Consider the following 16,309-nt stretch of genomic DNA (forward strand, 5'->3'; position numbering starts at 1 on the left):
AAGATTATCGAAAAAACCGGTTATTTGTTTATGTAGATCCTGTACTGATGCTCAGATTTACGTTATCGGGAAATGATAGGACATAGTTGGAAGAAAGCGTATATCACCTCAAATCATACGGATGAGTGCTGATCTATAATCATGGTATGTCACTGAAAACGAGTCCTTCTCAAAACAACCTGCGCGTTATTCTGGTTCTGGTTTGTGTATTGCTTCTACTGGGTGGGTATTACATCATCCATAAACCAGTCAACCCGGAACTGGCTTCGGCACTGGGGTTGGGCTTCTGGCGAGTTCTGACAGCCATATTTATTGTTTCTCTGGCAGGAGCCATTGGCCGTTTTATCGGCTTAAAACTGGAAGACTGTTTATGCAGTACGGTTGTGATACAGGCCGGGTTTGGATTGGGGATACTTTCTGTGTATATCCTGATCGTCGGTTCAACTTTTGGGGTAAACAGGTTTACCTTAATGGCTGTCCCCTTGATCGCGGCAGCTTTGCTCTATAAACAGTTGATTGCCTGGATCGCGCAGCTTGCCATGTCTATATCCGGCATCTGGCGTGAGACTGGAAGATTTGAAAAAGTGTTGGCATTTCTGATGGGGATGATATTGCTTTCGTCTCTTGTTGCTGCCCTGGCCCCTCCGCTCAAATATGATGCTCTGATGTACCACCTGGTGATGCCGCAGACATATATTCAGCAGGGACGCATCACGCATATCCCCTGGCTGGTGATGACCGGCATGCCGCAATGCACCGAAATGCTCTATACCCTGGCTGCCCTGTGGGGCGGTCTTCCGGCGGCAGCAGTAACCGGGTGGCTGGCTGGTGTACTGGCTATTCTGGGAATCATCGGTTTCTTTCAGGTTGGATTTGAAAAAGGCAGCCGCATCGGCTGGACGGCAGCTGCCAGTCTGCTCGCCGGTGAGACGTTTGCCGCTTCCTTATCCTGGGCGTATATTGATTGGACGGGTCTGTTTTTTGGTGTTTGCTGCCTGAGCTGCCTGCATTTCTGGTTTTCTAAAAATAATAGCCATATGGCCATATGGGCTGGTTTATTTGCCGGCCTGGCTTTCACCACTAAATATACAGGCGGAATTCTGGCGTTGTGCAGTCTGACAGCAGTGGGATTCCACCTCTTCCAACAGGCTCGGGCAGGAAGCTGTTCTGTTGTAAAACCACTGCTGTTATTTATCGGTGGTTTACTTGCCTTCCCCCTGGTCTGGCTGGCACGGAATATTGTCCTCACCGGAAGTCCAATTTACCCCTTCTTTTTCCCGGCGGCTCAAATGGATGCTGTCCGGCTGAGTGTCTATCAGGGGGCTGTACCGTATGGTGAATGGTGGGAAGGTTTTCTGTTGCCATTCAGGGCAACCCTCTGGGGGCAGGAATCAGCAGAAGGTTACAGCGTATCCATTGGGCCGCTGCTGTTATTATTGAGTCTGGGCAATCTTCTTCGCTGCAGGAAACTAAATAATACTGAATCAGCCGCTCTGCAATTAGGATTGGTATTCTTTTTTTCTGCCTGGCTTTTCTGGGCGGTTGGCAACCGGTTAAGCGGTTACCTGATTCAAACCCGTATGTACTTTTCCCTTTTCCCGGCATTTACCGTACTCGCTGGATTGGGATGGGATGCTGTTGAAGATATTAATTGGATGAATATCCGGTTTTCACGGGTGTTCGGGGCTGTTATTCTGCTGGCATTAGGTTTGTCCACGTTGAACCTGGTGTTTCAAACCATCAAGCAGGATGCTTTAAGGGTGGATGCCGGGTTAATATCTGAAGAGGCCTACAATGATGCCAATCTTGGCTGGTATGCCCCGGCTGTGCGAGCTGTGAGGGATCTACCCGCGGGATCGAAAACCCTTTTTTTGTACGAACCGCGCGGCCTGGCCTGTATTCCAGCCTGCGATCCGGATGAGATTCTCGACCATTGGAAAATCAGCCGGTTGGGGAACGAAACGGTAGAAGATGTGTTTAATCACTGGAAACAGAACGGGTACAATTACCTTTTCGTTAACCAGGCAGGTATTCAATTCCTGTCTGATGGAAACGATGCTCATCATCCGGTCGAAGAATTACAGGCTCTGAAAAATCTGTTGAGTCAAATTCCGGTGATGCAATCGTTTGGAGACAGTTATCAACTATATGGAATTCCATGAAAAATATGGTATTCAAAAGTAGGGTATGTTATAGTATTCAAAAGGAGGGTCTATGAAAGAACGCATCTTGATCATTGAGGACGACGAAGCAATCGTCAAGGTGCTCCGCCGTGGGCTCGCCTATGAGGGATACCAGGTGGATGCAGCGCTTGACGGCGAAACCGGTCTTGTTATGGCCCGTGACAATCACCCCGACCTGGTGGTTCTAGACCTGATGCTTCCCGGCATGGATGGTCTGGAAGTATGCCAGCGGCTGCGGGCGGGCAGCGGCAACCAGTTGATATTAATGTTAACAGCCAAAGATACCATTTCTGACCGGATCCACGGGTTGGATTCAGGGGCTGATGATTATATGGTGAAGCCGTTCGAGCTCGATGAATTACTGGCTCACGTGCGGGCTTTATTACGCCGTACTCAGACAGAACGGGTTCAGGTCTTATCTTTCATGGACCTTACATTAGATACGTCAACCCGACAGGCCAGCCGTAAGAATCGTCAGATTTCGTTAACGGCCAAAGAATACGATCTGCTGGAGCTTTTCCTCCGGCATCCCCGGCAGGTTCTTACCCGTGAGATGATTTTCGACCGCGTCTGGGGTTATGATTTCGGCGGCGAATCAAATGTGCTGGATGTCTATATCCGGTACTTACGTCAGAAACTGGAAGAGGATGGCGAGGTGCGCCTGATCCATACCGTTCGCGGTGTGGGTTATGTGCTGCGTGAAACTCCCTGATGTCCCTGCGTTTACGCCTCTCCCTGCTGTACACGCTGGTGCTGGGGGGCGTGCTTTTGCTCTTTGGTTCACTGGCATACAGTCTGGTTTCAGTTACCCTTCTGGATCAGATGGATACGACGCTGGCAAAAAACGCCAACGATCTGATTAAACAACTGCGCGTCAATGCATCTGGCCGGTTTGATGCACGGTCGGTTAGTTCATTCACACCGGATGAAAATGTGGTGTATCAAGTTTGGGGGAATAATCGTGAATTGCAGCTGGCCCGTCCGGTGGGAAATACAGATCCGTTTGACCGGTCTGCTTTACATACGGATGTTCCCATGTTTAACACTACCGGCGATGTGGGTAAGCATATGAGGGTTCTTTCCATCCCTCTGGAAAATGCCCGTGGTCCGGCCGGTCTTCTGCAAATTGCACGCAATTTGAACCTTTTTGATGCCACCCTGCAAACCCTGGCAGGGGTATTGGTTTTGTTAACAGTGCTCTCTATGCTACTGACCGGTGTGATGACCTGGTTTGTGAACGGTCAGGCGCTTGCCCCATTGGCTACGGTAACTAAAGTGGCCACCCAGATCACTAAAGCCGATGACCTTTCACGGAGGATTCAGATTTCGGGTGTTCGCGACGATGAAGTCGGCGAGCTGATTGAAGCCTTCAATCAGGTTCTCAGTAGGTTGGAAAAACTATTCACATCACAACGTCGTTTTCTCGCGGATGTAAGCCATGAATTGCGCACTCCCCTCACGGTAATCAAGGGGAATGTGGGCTTGATGCGCAAGATGAAGACTCTGGACGAAGAATCCCTTTCCGGAATCGAAACAGAGGTTGACCGTCTGACCCGTCTGGTGGGCGACCTGCTTTTTCTGGCGCAGGCGGAATCAGGACGGATGCCATTGGATCAATCTCCGGTTGAGCTTGATACGGTTTTACTGGAAGTTTTTCAACTCGCACGCAGTCTGGCCGGTGAACGCATGAGTGTGGTGATCAATGAAATTGACCAGATTCAGGTGATTGGTGATCGCGACCGGTTGAAACAGGTTTTGTTGAATATTGCCGGAAATGCCGTGCAGTATACACCGGCAGGTGGACGGGTGACCATGTCCATGCGCAAAGTGGCTGACCGTGCCCAGATTGTCATCAGTGATACCGGCCCGGGAATACCGGCAATTGATTTACCGCATATCTTTGAACGCTTTTACCGCAGCGAAAAAAGCCGCAAACGAAGCGCCCACGGTGGATTTGGTCTTGGTTTATCTATCGCTTTCTGGATTGTGCGCAACCACGGGGGAACCATAGACGTCGCTTCAACGGAAGGGAAGGGAACAACCTTTACCATCTGGCTGCCTTTGCCGGGAGGGGCCAAATTAGCCTGACAGCCGTGTGATGTAAAACTCACCGGATGAATTTACGTATTCTTAATTGGATACTGTGTATCCAATCAGGATATACCGGGTTATAGCCATTACAAAGGTTTTCCTGTTTATCGGGTAAGGAGGACAAAATGGGTGTTATTTACGTTGTTGTGACGCTTTTTACAACCCTGTTTGCAGCTATCAGCTTTGCTGATCTTCTAGATAAGCAAGGCTAGTTTTCGTTGATTAACCGCAGGATATGATTGATATGATCCACTTCATGCCAGGCTGCCCGGCGGAGGATTTTCCGTGGGCTCCAGAACGAACCGTCTTTTCCATTTACCTGACTGCTCCCAGCCAGATTGCGTATGGATCGTTCAAAGATATTCCGGGTGGCTTCCAGCCGCCGGAATGTTTCTTCAGGCAGGGTTTTTGATTCACTTACTCCGGGATTAAGTCGGTCCAGCAGCCAGAGCTCTGAACTGGCCAGATGGTCCAGTATGCCGCGAATACTCCATTTCTCTCCGGGGAACTCGCGATCCATCAAATCTGAAGGAAGATTTTGCGTCAGCTCTACAAGGTCGCGCCGAGACCAAGACATCACCTGCAATCCCTGATCGATTTCTGTTTTTGATAGAGGTTTCCAATCCACCTGCCAGAAAGCCGTGACATTTCGTCCGGCGGCGGAAGGAAGAATTTTTTCATCCACCGGGTAACATTCGAAAGTCTCTGCCAGATGGATATCGATATCATCAAAATCAATCCAACTCTTTTCTGCCAGGGCGTTAACTCGTTCCTTATAACCGATAAATGCCCGTGGAAATGCCAGTATAGCCGCCGCCCCTTCTGAGCCATAGGCAAAACAACCGGGGTAATCCAGAGCCCAGGCAATAGATTTTCCCTCGTATCCATTTTCAAGACCAATTTCAATTCTCATGTTAAATGGGGTTTCCTTCCCACCCGCATTGGGCATTGGGTATAGTAATCCATTGATTGTCAAATTTTCCACCATGCGGCCGCAACCGGAGGGTATCACCAACAAACTGGATACGAATATCCAATCCTTTCAACCCAAAACTGGACGTGAACCGGATGTCACCTGACATGGTGTTGGCTGCATTCATTAAAGCGCAGCGTACATAGGAATCGCTGGTGGTGACCAGTGCTCCTGCAGTAAATAATTGTTGTGAGAGTTTCGTGGCAGCCTCCTGCCCGCCGCTGGCAGAAAACGCATTCGCCACTGACCGGTCTGCATAGATGGTCAGGGCATCTTCATCCCATCGCCAGGTGCCGCTGCCCACCCCCGGATCATAAAACATTTGTTCCTGTGTCGGATTGATGAGAGCTTTCATCCGTGGTGAATGAATCCATCCCTCGGCATTTTCAATGAAATAATGCCCGGAGGATTCAGCGATATTCAACAGCCGTACAGGAATTGGTGTAGCGGGTTTGGTCTGTGTCCAGATATTTTGCTGGACAATCTCAACCTTGTTTCCCGCCACCCGGTTGACCACCATAATATGGTCACCCTTTTTCCGGTATGTATAAATAATCAGGTCACCCACCCGCGGCGGTTTGACTCCTCCGTTGGGAATAAATGTCAGATCAGCAAATGGCAGGTATTTGACAGCTTCCGGATCATCCACCGGTAAGGCGCCCTGTTTTATGGACGCCTGTTTGTCATGCGCCGTGTTGATGACGTCGATCATGTCATAGGGTATGCTGACGCTATCAGGCCAGCGTCCATTGGTAGACAGGTATCCCAGCCTTTCTGCATAAAGGCGTACGGTCAGTTCAATGCACTGGAAACAATAGGCATACCCGCAAAACGGAGTCACTTCCACATACCCCTCCCCTTTTGTGGGACCGGTATCTGGATAAAAAACATCCACCCCTTTTCCTGCCAGCCAGTCTGTTCCGCGGAGCAAAAGTTGGTCACCTGTTGGACGGGCAGCCACGGGCCTGGGGGAGATAATCAGTGAAAGGCAAATAACCAGTAGAAGAGATTGACCAATCCGCTTTATCATCTGTTATTGATTATACCGATAGTCAAAACCGGTGTTGGCTGAAAGCAGAACGTTTCCACCCTGTATTAGCAGGATGGATTCGTTTTTCGATTACCGGCAGCAGGCAGATCCTCCACCACATGAGCTGCCACCGCATGTGGCTTCTTTTTCACCGCGTAAAGCGGCATAGATCATGGCTGTGGCGCACCCAACACCACTGTCTACCCAGATGGCATGCGCAGGGCAATTCAAAGCACAGGCACCGCATTCCATACAGGCATCTTTATGCACCAGGATGGCAGTATTTTCACCTCTGGCAAAAACACCGTGTGGACAAACCACACTGCACATACCGCAATTGATGCAGACATCCGGGTCATAGACCAGCGTGTTAACTCCGACGTATATAGTCGCTTCCATCAGGCTGCTCCTGTCAAAGACATGATACGGGCAATAATGGTCAATACACATCCAATCCCAAATAACCATGCCATCAGGGGAATAAAACGGTTCATTTCAAGACGGACACCTGTTTTCGATGTGAATGGCGTAGAACCGGTGAAATTCAATGAAATAAAAGCGGTTATAGCCGGGAAGACGAGAAATAGACCGGCCAGACTGAGCGCAACTTGCAGCGAGATAACGGATATAGAAGTCAGTTTGATGGCGGCAAATGGCAGTATCACCAGGATACCGAGAATAAAACCTTTTGCGCTGAATTCACGAAATGGCAGCCAGGGCAATACCAGAGGGAAGAGGACAGTTCCTGCCAGCATGGAAATCACGGCAGCCAGGGCCAGCCACAAACCACCCAACAAAAAACCTGCTACAGCAGCTCCCAACATGGGTATGAAAGTTCCCACCACCTCAACCGGTATCAAGATGGCACGATCAGCCAGTGGGAAACGCACCGTGCGCATGGCAGGTGTTGCTTCGTGGGTTTTCAAGTATTCAGGCAGATCGGCTGCCCGGATGGGGCCGTATTCCACACGGAAACCTGTGGCTTTCTTAACTTCATGAGCTGCCACTCCAGGCGCACCCAGTTGGGGAAGGATCACAACCCTGTGTCTTACCAGAGTATCAAGATGTACATCCTGAATCCGGTGGATTAATTCCTTCGTACCGAATGTGCCTTTTCCAGCTGCACACCAGACATTAATGCCAAAAGTATCCAGCACCAGAATATATGCATCCACTCCGGGAATTGAGGAGCGCAGGGCATCGAAGCTCAATGAATAATTACTGGTCACCAGAACAACCGAATCAGGTGTTGGATTCCCCAGGTGGTACAAACCTGGGTCAACCCTGTGCCATTCCCGTCTATACCCGAACCGTGCCAGAATATGATCCCAATGGTTGGCGGGGGTTAAGGAACTGGTTGTATGAAGAAACGCAGAAGGGTGTGTTCGGAATACAGGCATAAACAAAAATCCTGATGGCAACCAATTGTCTTCCTACAGATTGTACTCATAATCAGGCAGAAACCGCACTTTTTCTATGAGTAATTACCGGGTATCATCCAGAGTGTTGAACTTAAAAAATTAAGAAAGCCAATAGTCGCTGGAAAAAACATGGAATACAATAGGATCATATGAAACTTAACCTGGCCATGGCACAAACGACCGCAGTTCTGGGCGGTGTTTCACAAAATCTGGAAGCCCATCTGGACTTGACTAAAAAGGCGCGTTCCAACGGGGCAGATCTGCTCATCTTTCCCGAACTTTCCCTTACTGGTTATGTGTTGCAAGATCTTGTACCTACCGTGGCACACCGTCCCACCGCAACAGACCCGGTTTTCAAACCGTTGTTGGAAGCCAGCAAAGATATTGATTTGCTTGTGGGATTTGTGGAAGAAGATATACGGAGCCGTTTCTTCATATCGGCTGCCTACCTTTCCCGTGGTGAAACGGTGCACGTTCACCGTAAAGTGTATCTGCCCACCTATGGCCTGTTTGATGAAGGCCGGTTCTTTGCCTGGGGTGACCGGATCAGTGCCTTTGACACCCGTTTTGGACGGGCGGGAGTTCTGATCTGTGAAGATTTCTGGCATTCATCGCCGCCATATCTGCTCTGGCTGGATGGCGCCGATTTATTCCTGTTTACCTCTTCATCACCAGGCCGCGGCTTGACCTCTGCCCCGGCGTTGGGTTCATCCCACTGGGTGGATCGGGTTTTGCAGGCGTATTCTGCCCTGTTCACTTCGTTTGTGGCGCACACCAACCGGGTAGGGTATGAAGACGGCCTTAACTTCTGGGGCGGCTCTTCTGCTTATGATCCCAATGGAATGGAAATTGGACACGGCCCGTACCATGAGGAAGCTGTCACTATGGTGGAAATGGACCTCAACCAGCTTCACCGCACCCGGGCCCGGCTGCCTTTACTGCGAGATGAACGCACCGGTTTGATCATGCGTGAGATGCAGCGCATCTTGAATTCAAAAGATGCCTTCAACGGGAGATGATTCAAATGAATCCAAAACATCCCGATTTGACCATCAATACCGACCTGGCCCGCCAGATCTTGACCGGTTTTATTCACAGTGAAGTGACCCGTACAGGTTTTACGAAAGCGGTGATCGGCCTTTCAGGTGGCATTGATTCTGCCCTTTCCTGTTTTCTGGCGGCTGAGGCGCTGGGTCCAGCCAATGTGCTGGCTGTGCGCATGCCGTACAAATCATCGTCACAGGATTCGCTTGATCACGCCCAGCAAGTGATTGACAAACTCGGCGTGGCATCGTTGACCATTCCCATCACACCCATGGTGCAGCCCTATCTGGACGCCAATGAAGGGATCAGTTCTTTTCGGGCGGGGAATATCATGGCACGGCAGCGTATGATTGTGCTGTACGACCAGTCAGCCGTATTTGGCGGATTGGTGATTGGCACCAGTAACAAGACAGAAATTTTGCTGGGTTATTCAACATTGTGGGGAGATTCGGCCAGCGCGTTGAATCCGATTGGCGACCTGTATAAGACACAGATCCGCCAGCTTTCGCGTGCCATGGGCGTGCCGGAAGCCATTGTGGCCAAACCGCCTACGGCGGACCTGTGGCTCGGGCAAACCGATGAAAAAGAACTGGGTTTCACCTATGCCGATGTGGACCCGTTGTTATATCTACTGGTAGATGAACGCTATACACCGCAAGAGTGTGTGGATGCCGGATATGAAGAAGGGTTTGTAAATAAAGTAGTAGACCGTATCCGCCGGAACCAATTTAAGCGCATTCTGCCGCCTATCGCAAAATTAGGCCAACGTACTATTGGTTATGACTTTTTATATTTGAGAGATTGGGGTACCTGAACTATTCCTTATGACATGGCATAAATTTACGGTTCCTCCGGCGCTCAAACACCGCCGGTTTGTTTTATTCTGGTTGAGTATGATGATTTCCACGGCTGGCTCGCAAATGATGTTGTGGGCGCTTTTCTGGCACCTGCGTACGTTATCTGACCAGCCCATTGTGGTCAGCGGAATCGGAGTGGCGCGGTTTCTGCCTATTCTGATTCTCTCGCTAATCGGCGGCCTGGTGGCTGATATGTACAACCGCCGGCATGTGATGTTTATCAGCCAGATCGTGATGACCCTGGTCTCTTTGACGTTTGGTCTTTTGACGTACTTTGGCATCATTCAAATCTGGCATATGTACATACTTACAGCCATCCAGGCAGCAGCTCTGGCATTTGATATGCCCGCCCGCCAGAGTTTGACGCCAAACCTGGTTCCCCGCGAAGATCTACCCAGTGCGTTCAGCCTGAATTCCATGTCTTTCAACATCGGGTCAGTGGTCGGCCCTGGTTTAAGCGGACTGGTGATAGCCTCGATGGGGCAGAGCTGGACGTATTTTCTCGATGCCATTTCTTTTGGAGCTGTCATCCTCAGCCTGATTCTGATCGGCGATGTCAAACAAGACATCAATCCTCTTGTGCGGCAGCAGGGGATCAACCTGGAAGCGATTAAAGAAGGCATAGCTTTTATCCGTTCACAACCGATCATTCTTTCCAGCATGATCCTTGATTTCTTTGCTACCTTTTTTTCCTCCGCCAATACGCTGCTTCCGTTTGTAGCCCGTGATATTTTGAAGGTTGGCGCGGTGGAATACGGCTGGCTGTCTGCCGCTCAACCGGTGGGTGCCGTGGGAATAGGCCTGATCTTTTCGCAAAAAGCCAGAGTCAAAAAGCAGGGAAAGCTGCTGCTCTGGTCTGTGGTTGTGTTCGGTCTGGCTACCATCGCATTCGGTCTGTCAACCAGCCTGTGGATCACCCTGCTTTCACTGGTGGTGATAGGTGGTTCAGACGCTGTAAGCACAATCCTGCGTAATACAATCCGGCAGTTAATCACCCCTGATTCCATGCGCGGGCGGATGGTCAGCATCAACCAGATTTTCTTTATGGGCGGACCGCAGCTTGGCGAAATAGAAGCCGGCATGGTTGCGCAGGCTCTTGGGACACCCATGGCAATACTGACTGGAGGACTCGGCTGCATTCTGGCTGTGATCTGGATTGGCCGGCATTGGCCAGCGTTGCCCGGCTATTCAGGCGAGGAAGCTTCGCAAAAGGCCTGATTCATTTCTCAGAGAGCAGGTCATCCAATAGAATACCGTTGATCCGGATGGTCACTGGAATATCTGATTTTGCCGATTGACGTATCGTGGCGAGCAATTGTTCTTTTACGCGCGGATTATCACACACCCCACTCAATATCAGCTTTCCGGTTAACTCGACGGTCATACTGGTTTCATGTTCCTCAAACCGGCTGATGGATAAAATGGATTTTGCCAGGGCATCATACAGGCCAGATTGACCATAATATGTATCCCGATTTGCCAGCAGAAATTGTAGAGCTGACGAGCGGTCAGCCGCCGGAATCTCGACTGCGATCAGACTGTCACCACAGCCAACCGGCGGACCGGATGTACCGCCGTCTTCCAGGGCAATCAGGTAAATCTTAAAACTGCCTGTGCCTGACCTTATTATTTTCTCTGAAGAAGAAGTTGAAAATGGGGCATTTGGCAGAGTTGCGGAAGTTAACGGATGTGCCGCGTTGCATCCGTTCATGAAAAGAACAAGAGATAGAAAGAACATGGGGAGTGTTTTTCGAATCATTTTCTTTCTCAATGGATCGAAGAATTTAGCGGCGATTGATTTTTCGATGGAACCCCTCTACTATTAATATAATCTGAAATATGCTTCACGGAAGGGAAAATTTATGATGGCAATTATTTCAAGAAAAAATCTTATCCTCTTTGGAATGACTGTGTTGATCATGTCATCATTATCCTGCAATTTGGCCTCCAGGCTGGTCGGTGAACCGACTGGTAAACCAGGGAAAGAACCGACAGAAGAAAAGTATATTTTCCCGACCAAATTACAGGCTACTGAACAACCAACAGAGGAAGTCGTTGAAGTTGCCACCGAAATTGCCGCCACTGAAGCCCCGGTGGAAACACTGGAAGAACCCACGGCCACCGTGAAATCTGTTAAAAAGACAGCCACTCGAACAGTCCCGCCGCCCACAGCCACTCTGGCGGTAATCCGGCAATCTACCCAGGCGGTTCAGCCCACCCTGGCAAATCTTTCATCTGGTGATATCACTGTGACGGCAGCTACCGGTAATCTTTTTGTGCGCCGCGGACCGGGCACCACCTACAATATTGTCGCCGGTTTTTCTAAAGGTGTCACCACGAAAGCCGTTGGACGGAACGAAAAGAATGACTGGCTGGCTATCGAAATCCCGCTGGCAAAAGGTGCCATCGGGTGGATATCCATGGGCACCGGATATACGGAAATGAGTGGCAGCATCCAATCACTGCCGTTATACCCCTATGATGAACCTAAGCCGGCTTATATTCAAAATTGCACTATGCACGATATGACCACCCGACCGGGCCAGTGGAATTTACCGGCAAAAACAACCCAAAAAGTAGGTCCCGGCGAATATCAGATATTGGATATGTCCACCGGACAGAGCAAGGTTCAAGAAATTGTGTTGAAAGAAGGAAATACTGTCACCATCAAAACGGATGGCAATGGCGTATCATATGGATGTCCGTAGCACGGAATAAACAACAAATCGAGCTTCGGCAGCATGTATAATTTCGGCATGCAGAAATGTATGCCGAATTTTTTATAAGGACAGAGATCATGCAGGGAAAAACAATACTGGTAACAGGATCAACGGATGGAATTGGAAAACAAACCGCGCTTGAACTGGCACGGATGGGTGCCCATGTGCTGGTGCATGGACGAAATACTGACCGGGCTAAAGCGGCAGCAGATGAGATTGCCTCAAAGACGGGGGCTGTTGTCAGCTTTGTGACCGGGGATTATGCCTCTCTGGCCCAGGTGCGTCAACTGGCGGAAGATATTCTGTCCAGGGTTAACCGGTTGGATGTGCTGATAAATAATGCCGGAGTCTTCATGACAGAACGGCGACTGACAGAGGATGGATTTGAAATGTCCTGGCAGATCAATCACCTGGCGCCGTATCTGTTGACATCACTCCTTGTGGAACGGTTGGAAGCCAGCAGACCGGCAAGGGTGGTCAGTGTGGCGTCTATGACGCACGCTTATGCCCGTCTGGATTATGAAAATTTGCAGGGTGAAAAAGAATTCAAACCCTCCCGCGCCTACAGTCTGGCCAAGTTGGGGAATGTTATGGCAACATTTTACCTGGCCGAAAAATTGGCTGGCACCGGTGTGACCGTCAACTGCCTGCATCCCGGCGTGGTGGATACCAAACTGCTGCGGGCTGGTTATTCTATTGAAGGCACATCAGTCGAGAATGGTGCGAGAACATCTGTGTTTCTCGCCAGTTCACCCGAGGTAGAAGGTGTGACCGGTAAATATTTCGATGATCGCAAAGAAGCTGCCGCCTCACCGATGGCTCTGGATGCGGCCGAACGCCAGCGTTTTATGGATGTGACCAATAAGATGCTGGGACTTTGAGTCTCATCCCGGGTTTATTCCATCTCGTAGAGAAGATGAATTTAATAAAAAAATCCCCGCCGGTTGTCCGACGGGGATTTTTCGCCATTTATAACCAGCCTCTCAGCTGCATGGCTTTGACCACCTTGTCGATTGCGACCATGTAGGCGGCATCTCTCATATACACATTTTCCTTCTCAGACATTTCAAGAACGGCATGAAAAGCCTGGGTCATCTTGGTGTCCAGTTTTTCCAGCACTTCATCTTTCGTCCAATAAAAGTTCATATCATTCTGAACGCCTTCAAAATACGAGACTGTCACCCCGCCGGCATTGCAGAGAAAATCGGGAATGATGAAAATGCCGCGTTTCTTGATTTCTTCATCTGCCTCAGGTGTGGTGGGGCCGTTGGCGCCTTCGGCGATCAACTTTACTCTGGGGTTGATCTGTCTTACTGTTTCGGCATTAATCTGGCCTTCAAGGGCTGCCGGGATCAGGATATCAACTTCTTTCGTAATCCATGCATTGGCATCTTCGATCACATAACCGGCTGCTTTGGCTTTGGCTTTATCAATGGAGCCATACTGGTCTGTGATTGTTTTGAGGAAATTGGGATCAACCCCATCGGTTTTACTGACAGTATAGCCAATACGGTCATCGCGGTCCCAGTAGCTTACACAGACCACCTTGCCCTTCAACTGTTCGATGAATCCGATGGCGGCATATTGCGAGACGTTCCCAAATCCCTGTATGGCTGCTGTACATCTGGCGGGATCCATTTTCAGGTGTTTCAATGCCTCTCGGATAGTATAGACCACACCGAATCCGGTAGCTTCGGTACGTCCAAGAGACCCGCCGCCGCCCAGCGGCTTACCGGTGATCACACCGGGAGTGAATTGACCGGAGAGTTTGGAATACTCATCCATCATCCAGCCCATCATCTGCGGATTGGTACCCACATCTGGTGCTGGAACGTCATTGCGCGGGCCGATATCTTTCCAGATGCGTTGGATAAATCCGCGGCAGAGTTTCTCTTTTTCAGTGACAGAGAGTGTAGCCGGGTCAATCACCACACCGCCCTTGCCGCCGCCTAATGGGATATCCGCCACGGCACATTTCCATGTCATCCACATGGCAAGAGCACGGACGGTATCTATTGTTTCAGCCGGGTGAAAACGAATTCCTCCTTTATTTGGACCGCGGGCATCATTATGTTGAACACGGAAGCCTTCGAAAACACGGATAGTGCCGTCATCCATGTGGACGGGAATGCGGAAATGGTACTCTCTCATGGGCCACCGCAACATTTCGCGTACCTGTGGATCTAGATTGAGCATTTCGGCCACATGGTCAAACTGCTGTTGAGCCATTTCAAAAGCATTCGGGTTCACGGTCATAAGCAATCTCCTTAAAACGTGGGTTAAAAAAATTACACGGGTTCCTCGGTAAGGAACCCGCGATTTGAATGGAATATGGAGAAACCGATCTTCAATCGTCCCTCCTGCATTGAGTATTGACAAAATCAGAATAACAAAACCGAAACTGTTTTACAAGGTGAAATTAATCACCCTTTTAAAATGCGAAAAGGCAAAACAAAGTGCATTGTAAAATCCCTGGTTAATCAATACAGGTAAAAAGATAGAAAGCTGGTTGTTTATCTCGATCGGATTTTTTTATACCAGGAATTGTTATGTAATTAGTCCCGATACAATTAACCGCCTGTAATCAGAAAAGTCTGTTATATTCGCAGCGGGCGCCAGACAATGACTGTTTTCAAAGATACACGCGTCCTCACCAAAACAGCATTGAAGCTGCCCTGTCGATTCTGAAAGGTGAAACCATTACCTCTCCTGAAACAATCAATAACGGATCAGGAGATCTCCCATTTCTGGTATCTGGCATTGTGATGGTTGATAAATCAAACATCGATACGGCTATGAAATAGGGGAAACACCCGAAAAATTTTTCAAGGGAACAACCAGGTAAGTAGATATCCGAACAAAAAAGCCATGTCAACGATATTCGTGACATGGCTTTTTGCTGCATTATAGAAAATCAGGGAATTGGGTGATCATCGTCATTTGGGACGGGGGTCTTACCATACCAGGGATCCCATGGATGGGAATCTTGACGAAGCGGGCAGCGCAGAGATGTTGCTTTTGGATAAACACCCGCCAGGCAAATTGCCGGACGCCAGGGAACGTTGAGGCGTACGGGATTGTTCCATAGCTCATTACCGTCTTTATCTTTGAGAATGAATTTGTAGGTGTATTCCCAGAAAACCCGTTTTGAAAGATATGCGTTCTTTGTATACAAGACGGCGGCATTGGGATTGTCTGTTGCCACGGTCAGCGGCAAATTGAAGGCAGGCTGTTTTTGAAGCCAGTCATAGATCTCAAGCTTCAGGCCTTCAGGAGCTTTCTGGTTGAATTCGAACACATAATTACAGGAGTAGTTCGGGATGGGTACTTCGGGGACACCATCAACAACAGTGGATTTGTTAACTCCAGCCGGAGCGATGGAAATACCTTCGCCAGAAGGAGGCGCGGTAATTTGGTCATCCGGATAGCACCAGACAGAAAATCCGTTATCTTTTAAGGCCAACGCAGGGATGGGCGTGGGGCTGGGCAGAGATGTGGCGGTGGCTGTGGCGGTGGGGGGCAGGGCTGTCTGAGTGGGTTCTGAGGTGTACGTCGCCGTTGCTGTGGGTGGTTCAGAAGTTGGTTCCACTGCGGTGGGTGCGGTGGTGGGTACGGCCGCATTGGCTCTGGGAAGCACAAATGCCAGGATCAAACCAATGATGACAACCGCACCAATGAGTAAATAAATAATGATTGATGATTTCTTGTCTGATGTATTCTCTGCCATTCTATAGAAACTCCAGGGAGGGGAATTGTCCGAATTAGACTCTCGGGATTATACACCCCTGACGTCTTAATCAGGGGTACACCACCTGATGCGCATTGCCTCAAATTAAAAGTAACTTTAGGAGAAACGTTGCCTCACAATAGATGTTACCTTGGGCAGAGAATAGAGAGCTGCCGAGGGAGCTATGATGAGTCAACAAAGCAAGCGAGAATTAGTAGAAACCATCCGACCCCGCTATCAAAAAGGGAACAAAACAGAAAAAG

The 16,309-nt window shown here is 49.5% G+C and carries 15 protein-coding genes; 8 read left to right on the top strand and 7 right to left on the bottom strand.

The annotated features are described in order from the left end of the window. Positions 1-146: 146 nt before the first annotated feature. From LTAR_RS03265 to LTAR_RS03275, 3 genes are read left to right on the top strand one after another with little or no spacing between them, the layout of a single operon-like run. The gene (locus LTAR_RS03265; protein WP_062420734.1) at positions 147-2,162 is read left to right on the top strand and encodes a glycosyltransferase family protein; all 2,016 of its coding nucleotides are present in this window, start codon (positions 147-149) and stop codon (positions 2,160-2,162) included. Between the two features lie 52 nt (positions 2,163-2,214). Beyond that, entirely contained in the window at positions 2,215-2,895 is a 681-nt protein-coding gene (locus LTAR_RS03270) for a response regulator transcription factor (RefSeq protein ID WP_062420735.1), read from the top strand. Then, the gene (locus LTAR_RS03275) at positions 2,895-4,271 is read left to right on the top strand and encodes a sensor histidine kinase (protein WP_062420736.1); all 1,377 of its coding nucleotides are present in this window, start codon (positions 2,895-2,897) and stop codon (positions 4,269-4,271) included. The genes LTAR_RS03270 and LTAR_RS03275 overlap by 1 nt, the downstream gene beginning before the upstream one ends. A gap of 211 nt (positions 4,272-4,482) precedes the next feature. On the opposite strand, the gene LTAR_RS03280 is transcribed toward LTAR_RS03275, so the two are convergent. From LTAR_RS03280 to hgcA, 4 genes are all read right to left on the bottom strand, one after another. After that, positions 4,483-5,187 (bottom strand): DinB family protein, encoded by a 705-nt coding sequence (locus tag LTAR_RS03280; RefSeq protein ID WP_062420737.1) that lies wholly within the window; start codon positions 5,185-5,187, stop codon positions 4,483-4,485. Position 5,188: 1 nt separating this feature from the next. Beyond that, a complete protein-coding gene (locus LTAR_RS03285) occupies positions 5,189-6,277 on the bottom strand; it encodes a CHAP domain-containing protein (protein ID WP_062420738.1) in 1,089 nt (362 codons plus the stop codon). 90 nt (positions 6,278-6,367) lie between these two features. Next, positions 6,368-6,676, bottom strand: coding sequence for a mercury methylation ferredoxin HgcB (gene hgcB / locus LTAR_RS03290; RefSeq protein WP_062420739.1), 309 nt, complete (start codon positions 6,674-6,676; stop codon positions 6,368-6,370). After that, positions 6,676-7,677 (bottom strand): mercury methylation corrinoid protein HgcA, encoded by a 1,002-nt coding sequence (gene hgcA / locus LTAR_RS03295; protein ID WP_062420740.1) that lies wholly within the window; start codon positions 7,675-7,677, stop codon positions 6,676-6,678. The genes hgcB and hgcA overlap by 1 nt, the downstream gene beginning before the upstream one ends. A gap of 170 nt (positions 7,678-7,847) precedes the next feature. Between hgcA and LTAR_RS03300 the strand changes: the two genes are divergently transcribed. Genes LTAR_RS03300 through LTAR_RS03310 form a run of 3 tightly spaced genes read left to right on the top strand, consistent with a single transcriptional unit; the run spans position 7,848 to position 10,817 of the window. Continuing rightward, positions 7,848-8,717, top strand: a complete 870-nt coding sequence (locus tag LTAR_RS03300) for a nitrilase-related carbon-nitrogen hydrolase (RefSeq protein WP_062420741.1) — start codon at positions 7,848-7,850, stop codon at positions 8,715-8,717. 5 nt (positions 8,718-8,722) lie between these two features. Then, a complete protein-coding gene (locus LTAR_RS03305; RefSeq protein ID WP_062420742.1) occupies positions 8,723-9,556 on the top strand; it encodes an NAD+ synthase in 834 nt (277 codons plus the stop codon). A gap of 10 nt (positions 9,557-9,566) precedes the next feature. Beyond that, positions 9,567-10,817, top strand: coding sequence for an MFS transporter (locus LTAR_RS03310; protein WP_062420743.1), 1,251 nt, complete (start codon positions 9,567-9,569; stop codon positions 10,815-10,817). A 1-nt stretch (position 10,818) separates the two neighbouring features. Here LTAR_RS03310 and LTAR_RS03315 read toward each other — a convergent pair whose 3' ends face one another. Continuing rightward, positions 10,819-11,358 (bottom strand): hypothetical protein, encoded by a 540-nt coding sequence (locus LTAR_RS03315; RefSeq protein WP_062420744.1) that lies wholly within the window; start codon positions 11,356-11,358, stop codon positions 10,819-10,821. 103 nt (positions 11,359-11,461) lie between these two features. On the opposite strand from LTAR_RS03315, the gene LTAR_RS03320 reads away from it, so the two are divergent. Both LTAR_RS03320 and LTAR_RS03325 read left to right on the top strand, forming a co-directional pair. Further along, positions 11,462-12,307 (top strand): SH3 domain-containing protein, encoded by an 846-nt coding sequence (locus LTAR_RS03320; protein ID WP_062420745.1) that lies wholly within the window; start codon positions 11,462-11,464, stop codon positions 12,305-12,307. Positions 12,308-12,363: 56 nt separating this feature from the next. Further along, positions 12,364-13,200 carry an SDR family oxidoreductase gene (locus LTAR_RS03325; RefSeq protein WP_062420746.1) on the top strand — a complete coding sequence of 279 codons (837 nt, stop codon included), beginning with the start codon at positions 12,364-12,366 and terminating at the stop codon, positions 13,198-13,200. 88 nt (positions 13,201-13,288) lie between these two features. Here LTAR_RS03325 and LTAR_RS03330 read toward each other — a convergent pair whose 3' ends face one another. Continuing rightward, positions 13,289-14,575, bottom strand: coding sequence for a Glu/Leu/Phe/Val family dehydrogenase (locus LTAR_RS03330; RefSeq protein ID WP_062420747.1), 1,287 nt, complete (start codon positions 14,573-14,575; stop codon positions 13,289-13,291). Between the two features lie 658 nt (positions 14,576-15,233). After that, positions 15,234-16,046 carry a hypothetical protein gene (locus LTAR_RS03335; protein WP_062420748.1) on the bottom strand — a complete coding sequence of 271 codons (813 nt, stop codon included), beginning with the start codon at positions 16,044-16,046 and terminating at the stop codon, positions 15,234-15,236. Between the last annotated feature and the right edge of the window lie 263 nt (positions 16,047-16,309).

Source organism: Leptolinea tardivitalis (genome assembly GCF_001050275.1).
In the GTDB taxonomy this organism is placed as follows: Bacteria; Chloroflexota; Anaerolineae; order Anaerolineales; family Anaerolineaceae; genus Leptolinea; species Leptolinea tardivitalis.

Excerpts from the sequence above, each read along its gene's own strand:
- LTAR_RS03320 (WP_062420745.1), top strand. The coding sequence starts at position 11,462 with ATGATGGCAATTATTTCAAGAAAAAATCTTATCCTCTTTGGAATGACT.
- LTAR_RS03305 (WP_062420742.1), top strand. The coding sequence starts at position 8,723 with ATGAATCCAAAACATCCCGATTTGACCATCAATACCGACCTGGCCCGC.
- LTAR_RS03265 (WP_062420734.1), top strand. The coding sequence starts at position 147 with ATGTCACTGAAAACGAGTCCTTCTCAAAACAACCTGCGCGTTATTCTG.
- LTAR_RS03280 (WP_062420737.1), bottom strand. The coding sequence starts at position 5,187 with ATGAGAATTGAAATTGGTCTTGAAAATGGATACGAGGGAAAATCTATT.
- LTAR_RS03310 (WP_062420743.1), top strand. The coding sequence starts at position 9,567 with ATGACATGGCATAAATTTACGGTTCCTCCGGCGCTCAAACACCGCCGG.
- hgcA (WP_062420740.1), bottom strand. The coding sequence starts at position 7,677 with ATGCCTGTATTCCGAACACACCCTTCTGCGTTTCTTCATACAACCAGT.
- LTAR_RS03275 (WP_062420736.1), top strand. The coding sequence starts at position 2,895 with ATGTCCCTGCGTTTACGCCTCTCCCTGCTGTACACGCTGGTGCTGGGG.
- LTAR_RS03330 (WP_062420747.1), bottom strand. The coding sequence starts at position 14,575 with ATGACCGTGAACCCGAATGCTTTTGAAATGGCTCAACAGCAGTTTGAC.
- LTAR_RS03335 (WP_062420748.1), bottom strand. The coding sequence starts at position 16,046 with ATGGCAGAGAATACATCAGACAAGAAATCATCAATCATTATTTATTTA.
- LTAR_RS03300 (WP_062420741.1), top strand. The coding sequence starts at position 7,848 with ATGAAACTTAACCTGGCCATGGCACAAACGACCGCAGTTCTGGGCGGT.
- LTAR_RS03285 (WP_062420738.1), bottom strand. The coding sequence starts at position 6,277 with ATGATAAAGCGGATTGGTCAATCTCTTCTACTGGTTATTTGCCTTTCA.
- LTAR_RS03270 (WP_062420735.1), top strand. The coding sequence starts at position 2,215 with ATGAAAGAACGCATCTTGATCATTGAGGACGACGAAGCAATCGTCAAG.
- hgcB (WP_062420739.1), bottom strand. The coding sequence starts at position 6,676 with ATGGAAGCGACTATATACGTCGGAGTTAACACGCTGGTCTATGACCCG.
- LTAR_RS03315 (WP_062420744.1), bottom strand. The coding sequence starts at position 11,358 with ATGATTCGAAAAACACTCCCCATGTTCTTTCTATCTCTTGTTCTTTTC.
- LTAR_RS03325 (WP_062420746.1), top strand. The coding sequence starts at position 12,364 with ATGTATGCCGAATTTTTTATAAGGACAGAGATCATGCAGGGAAAAACA.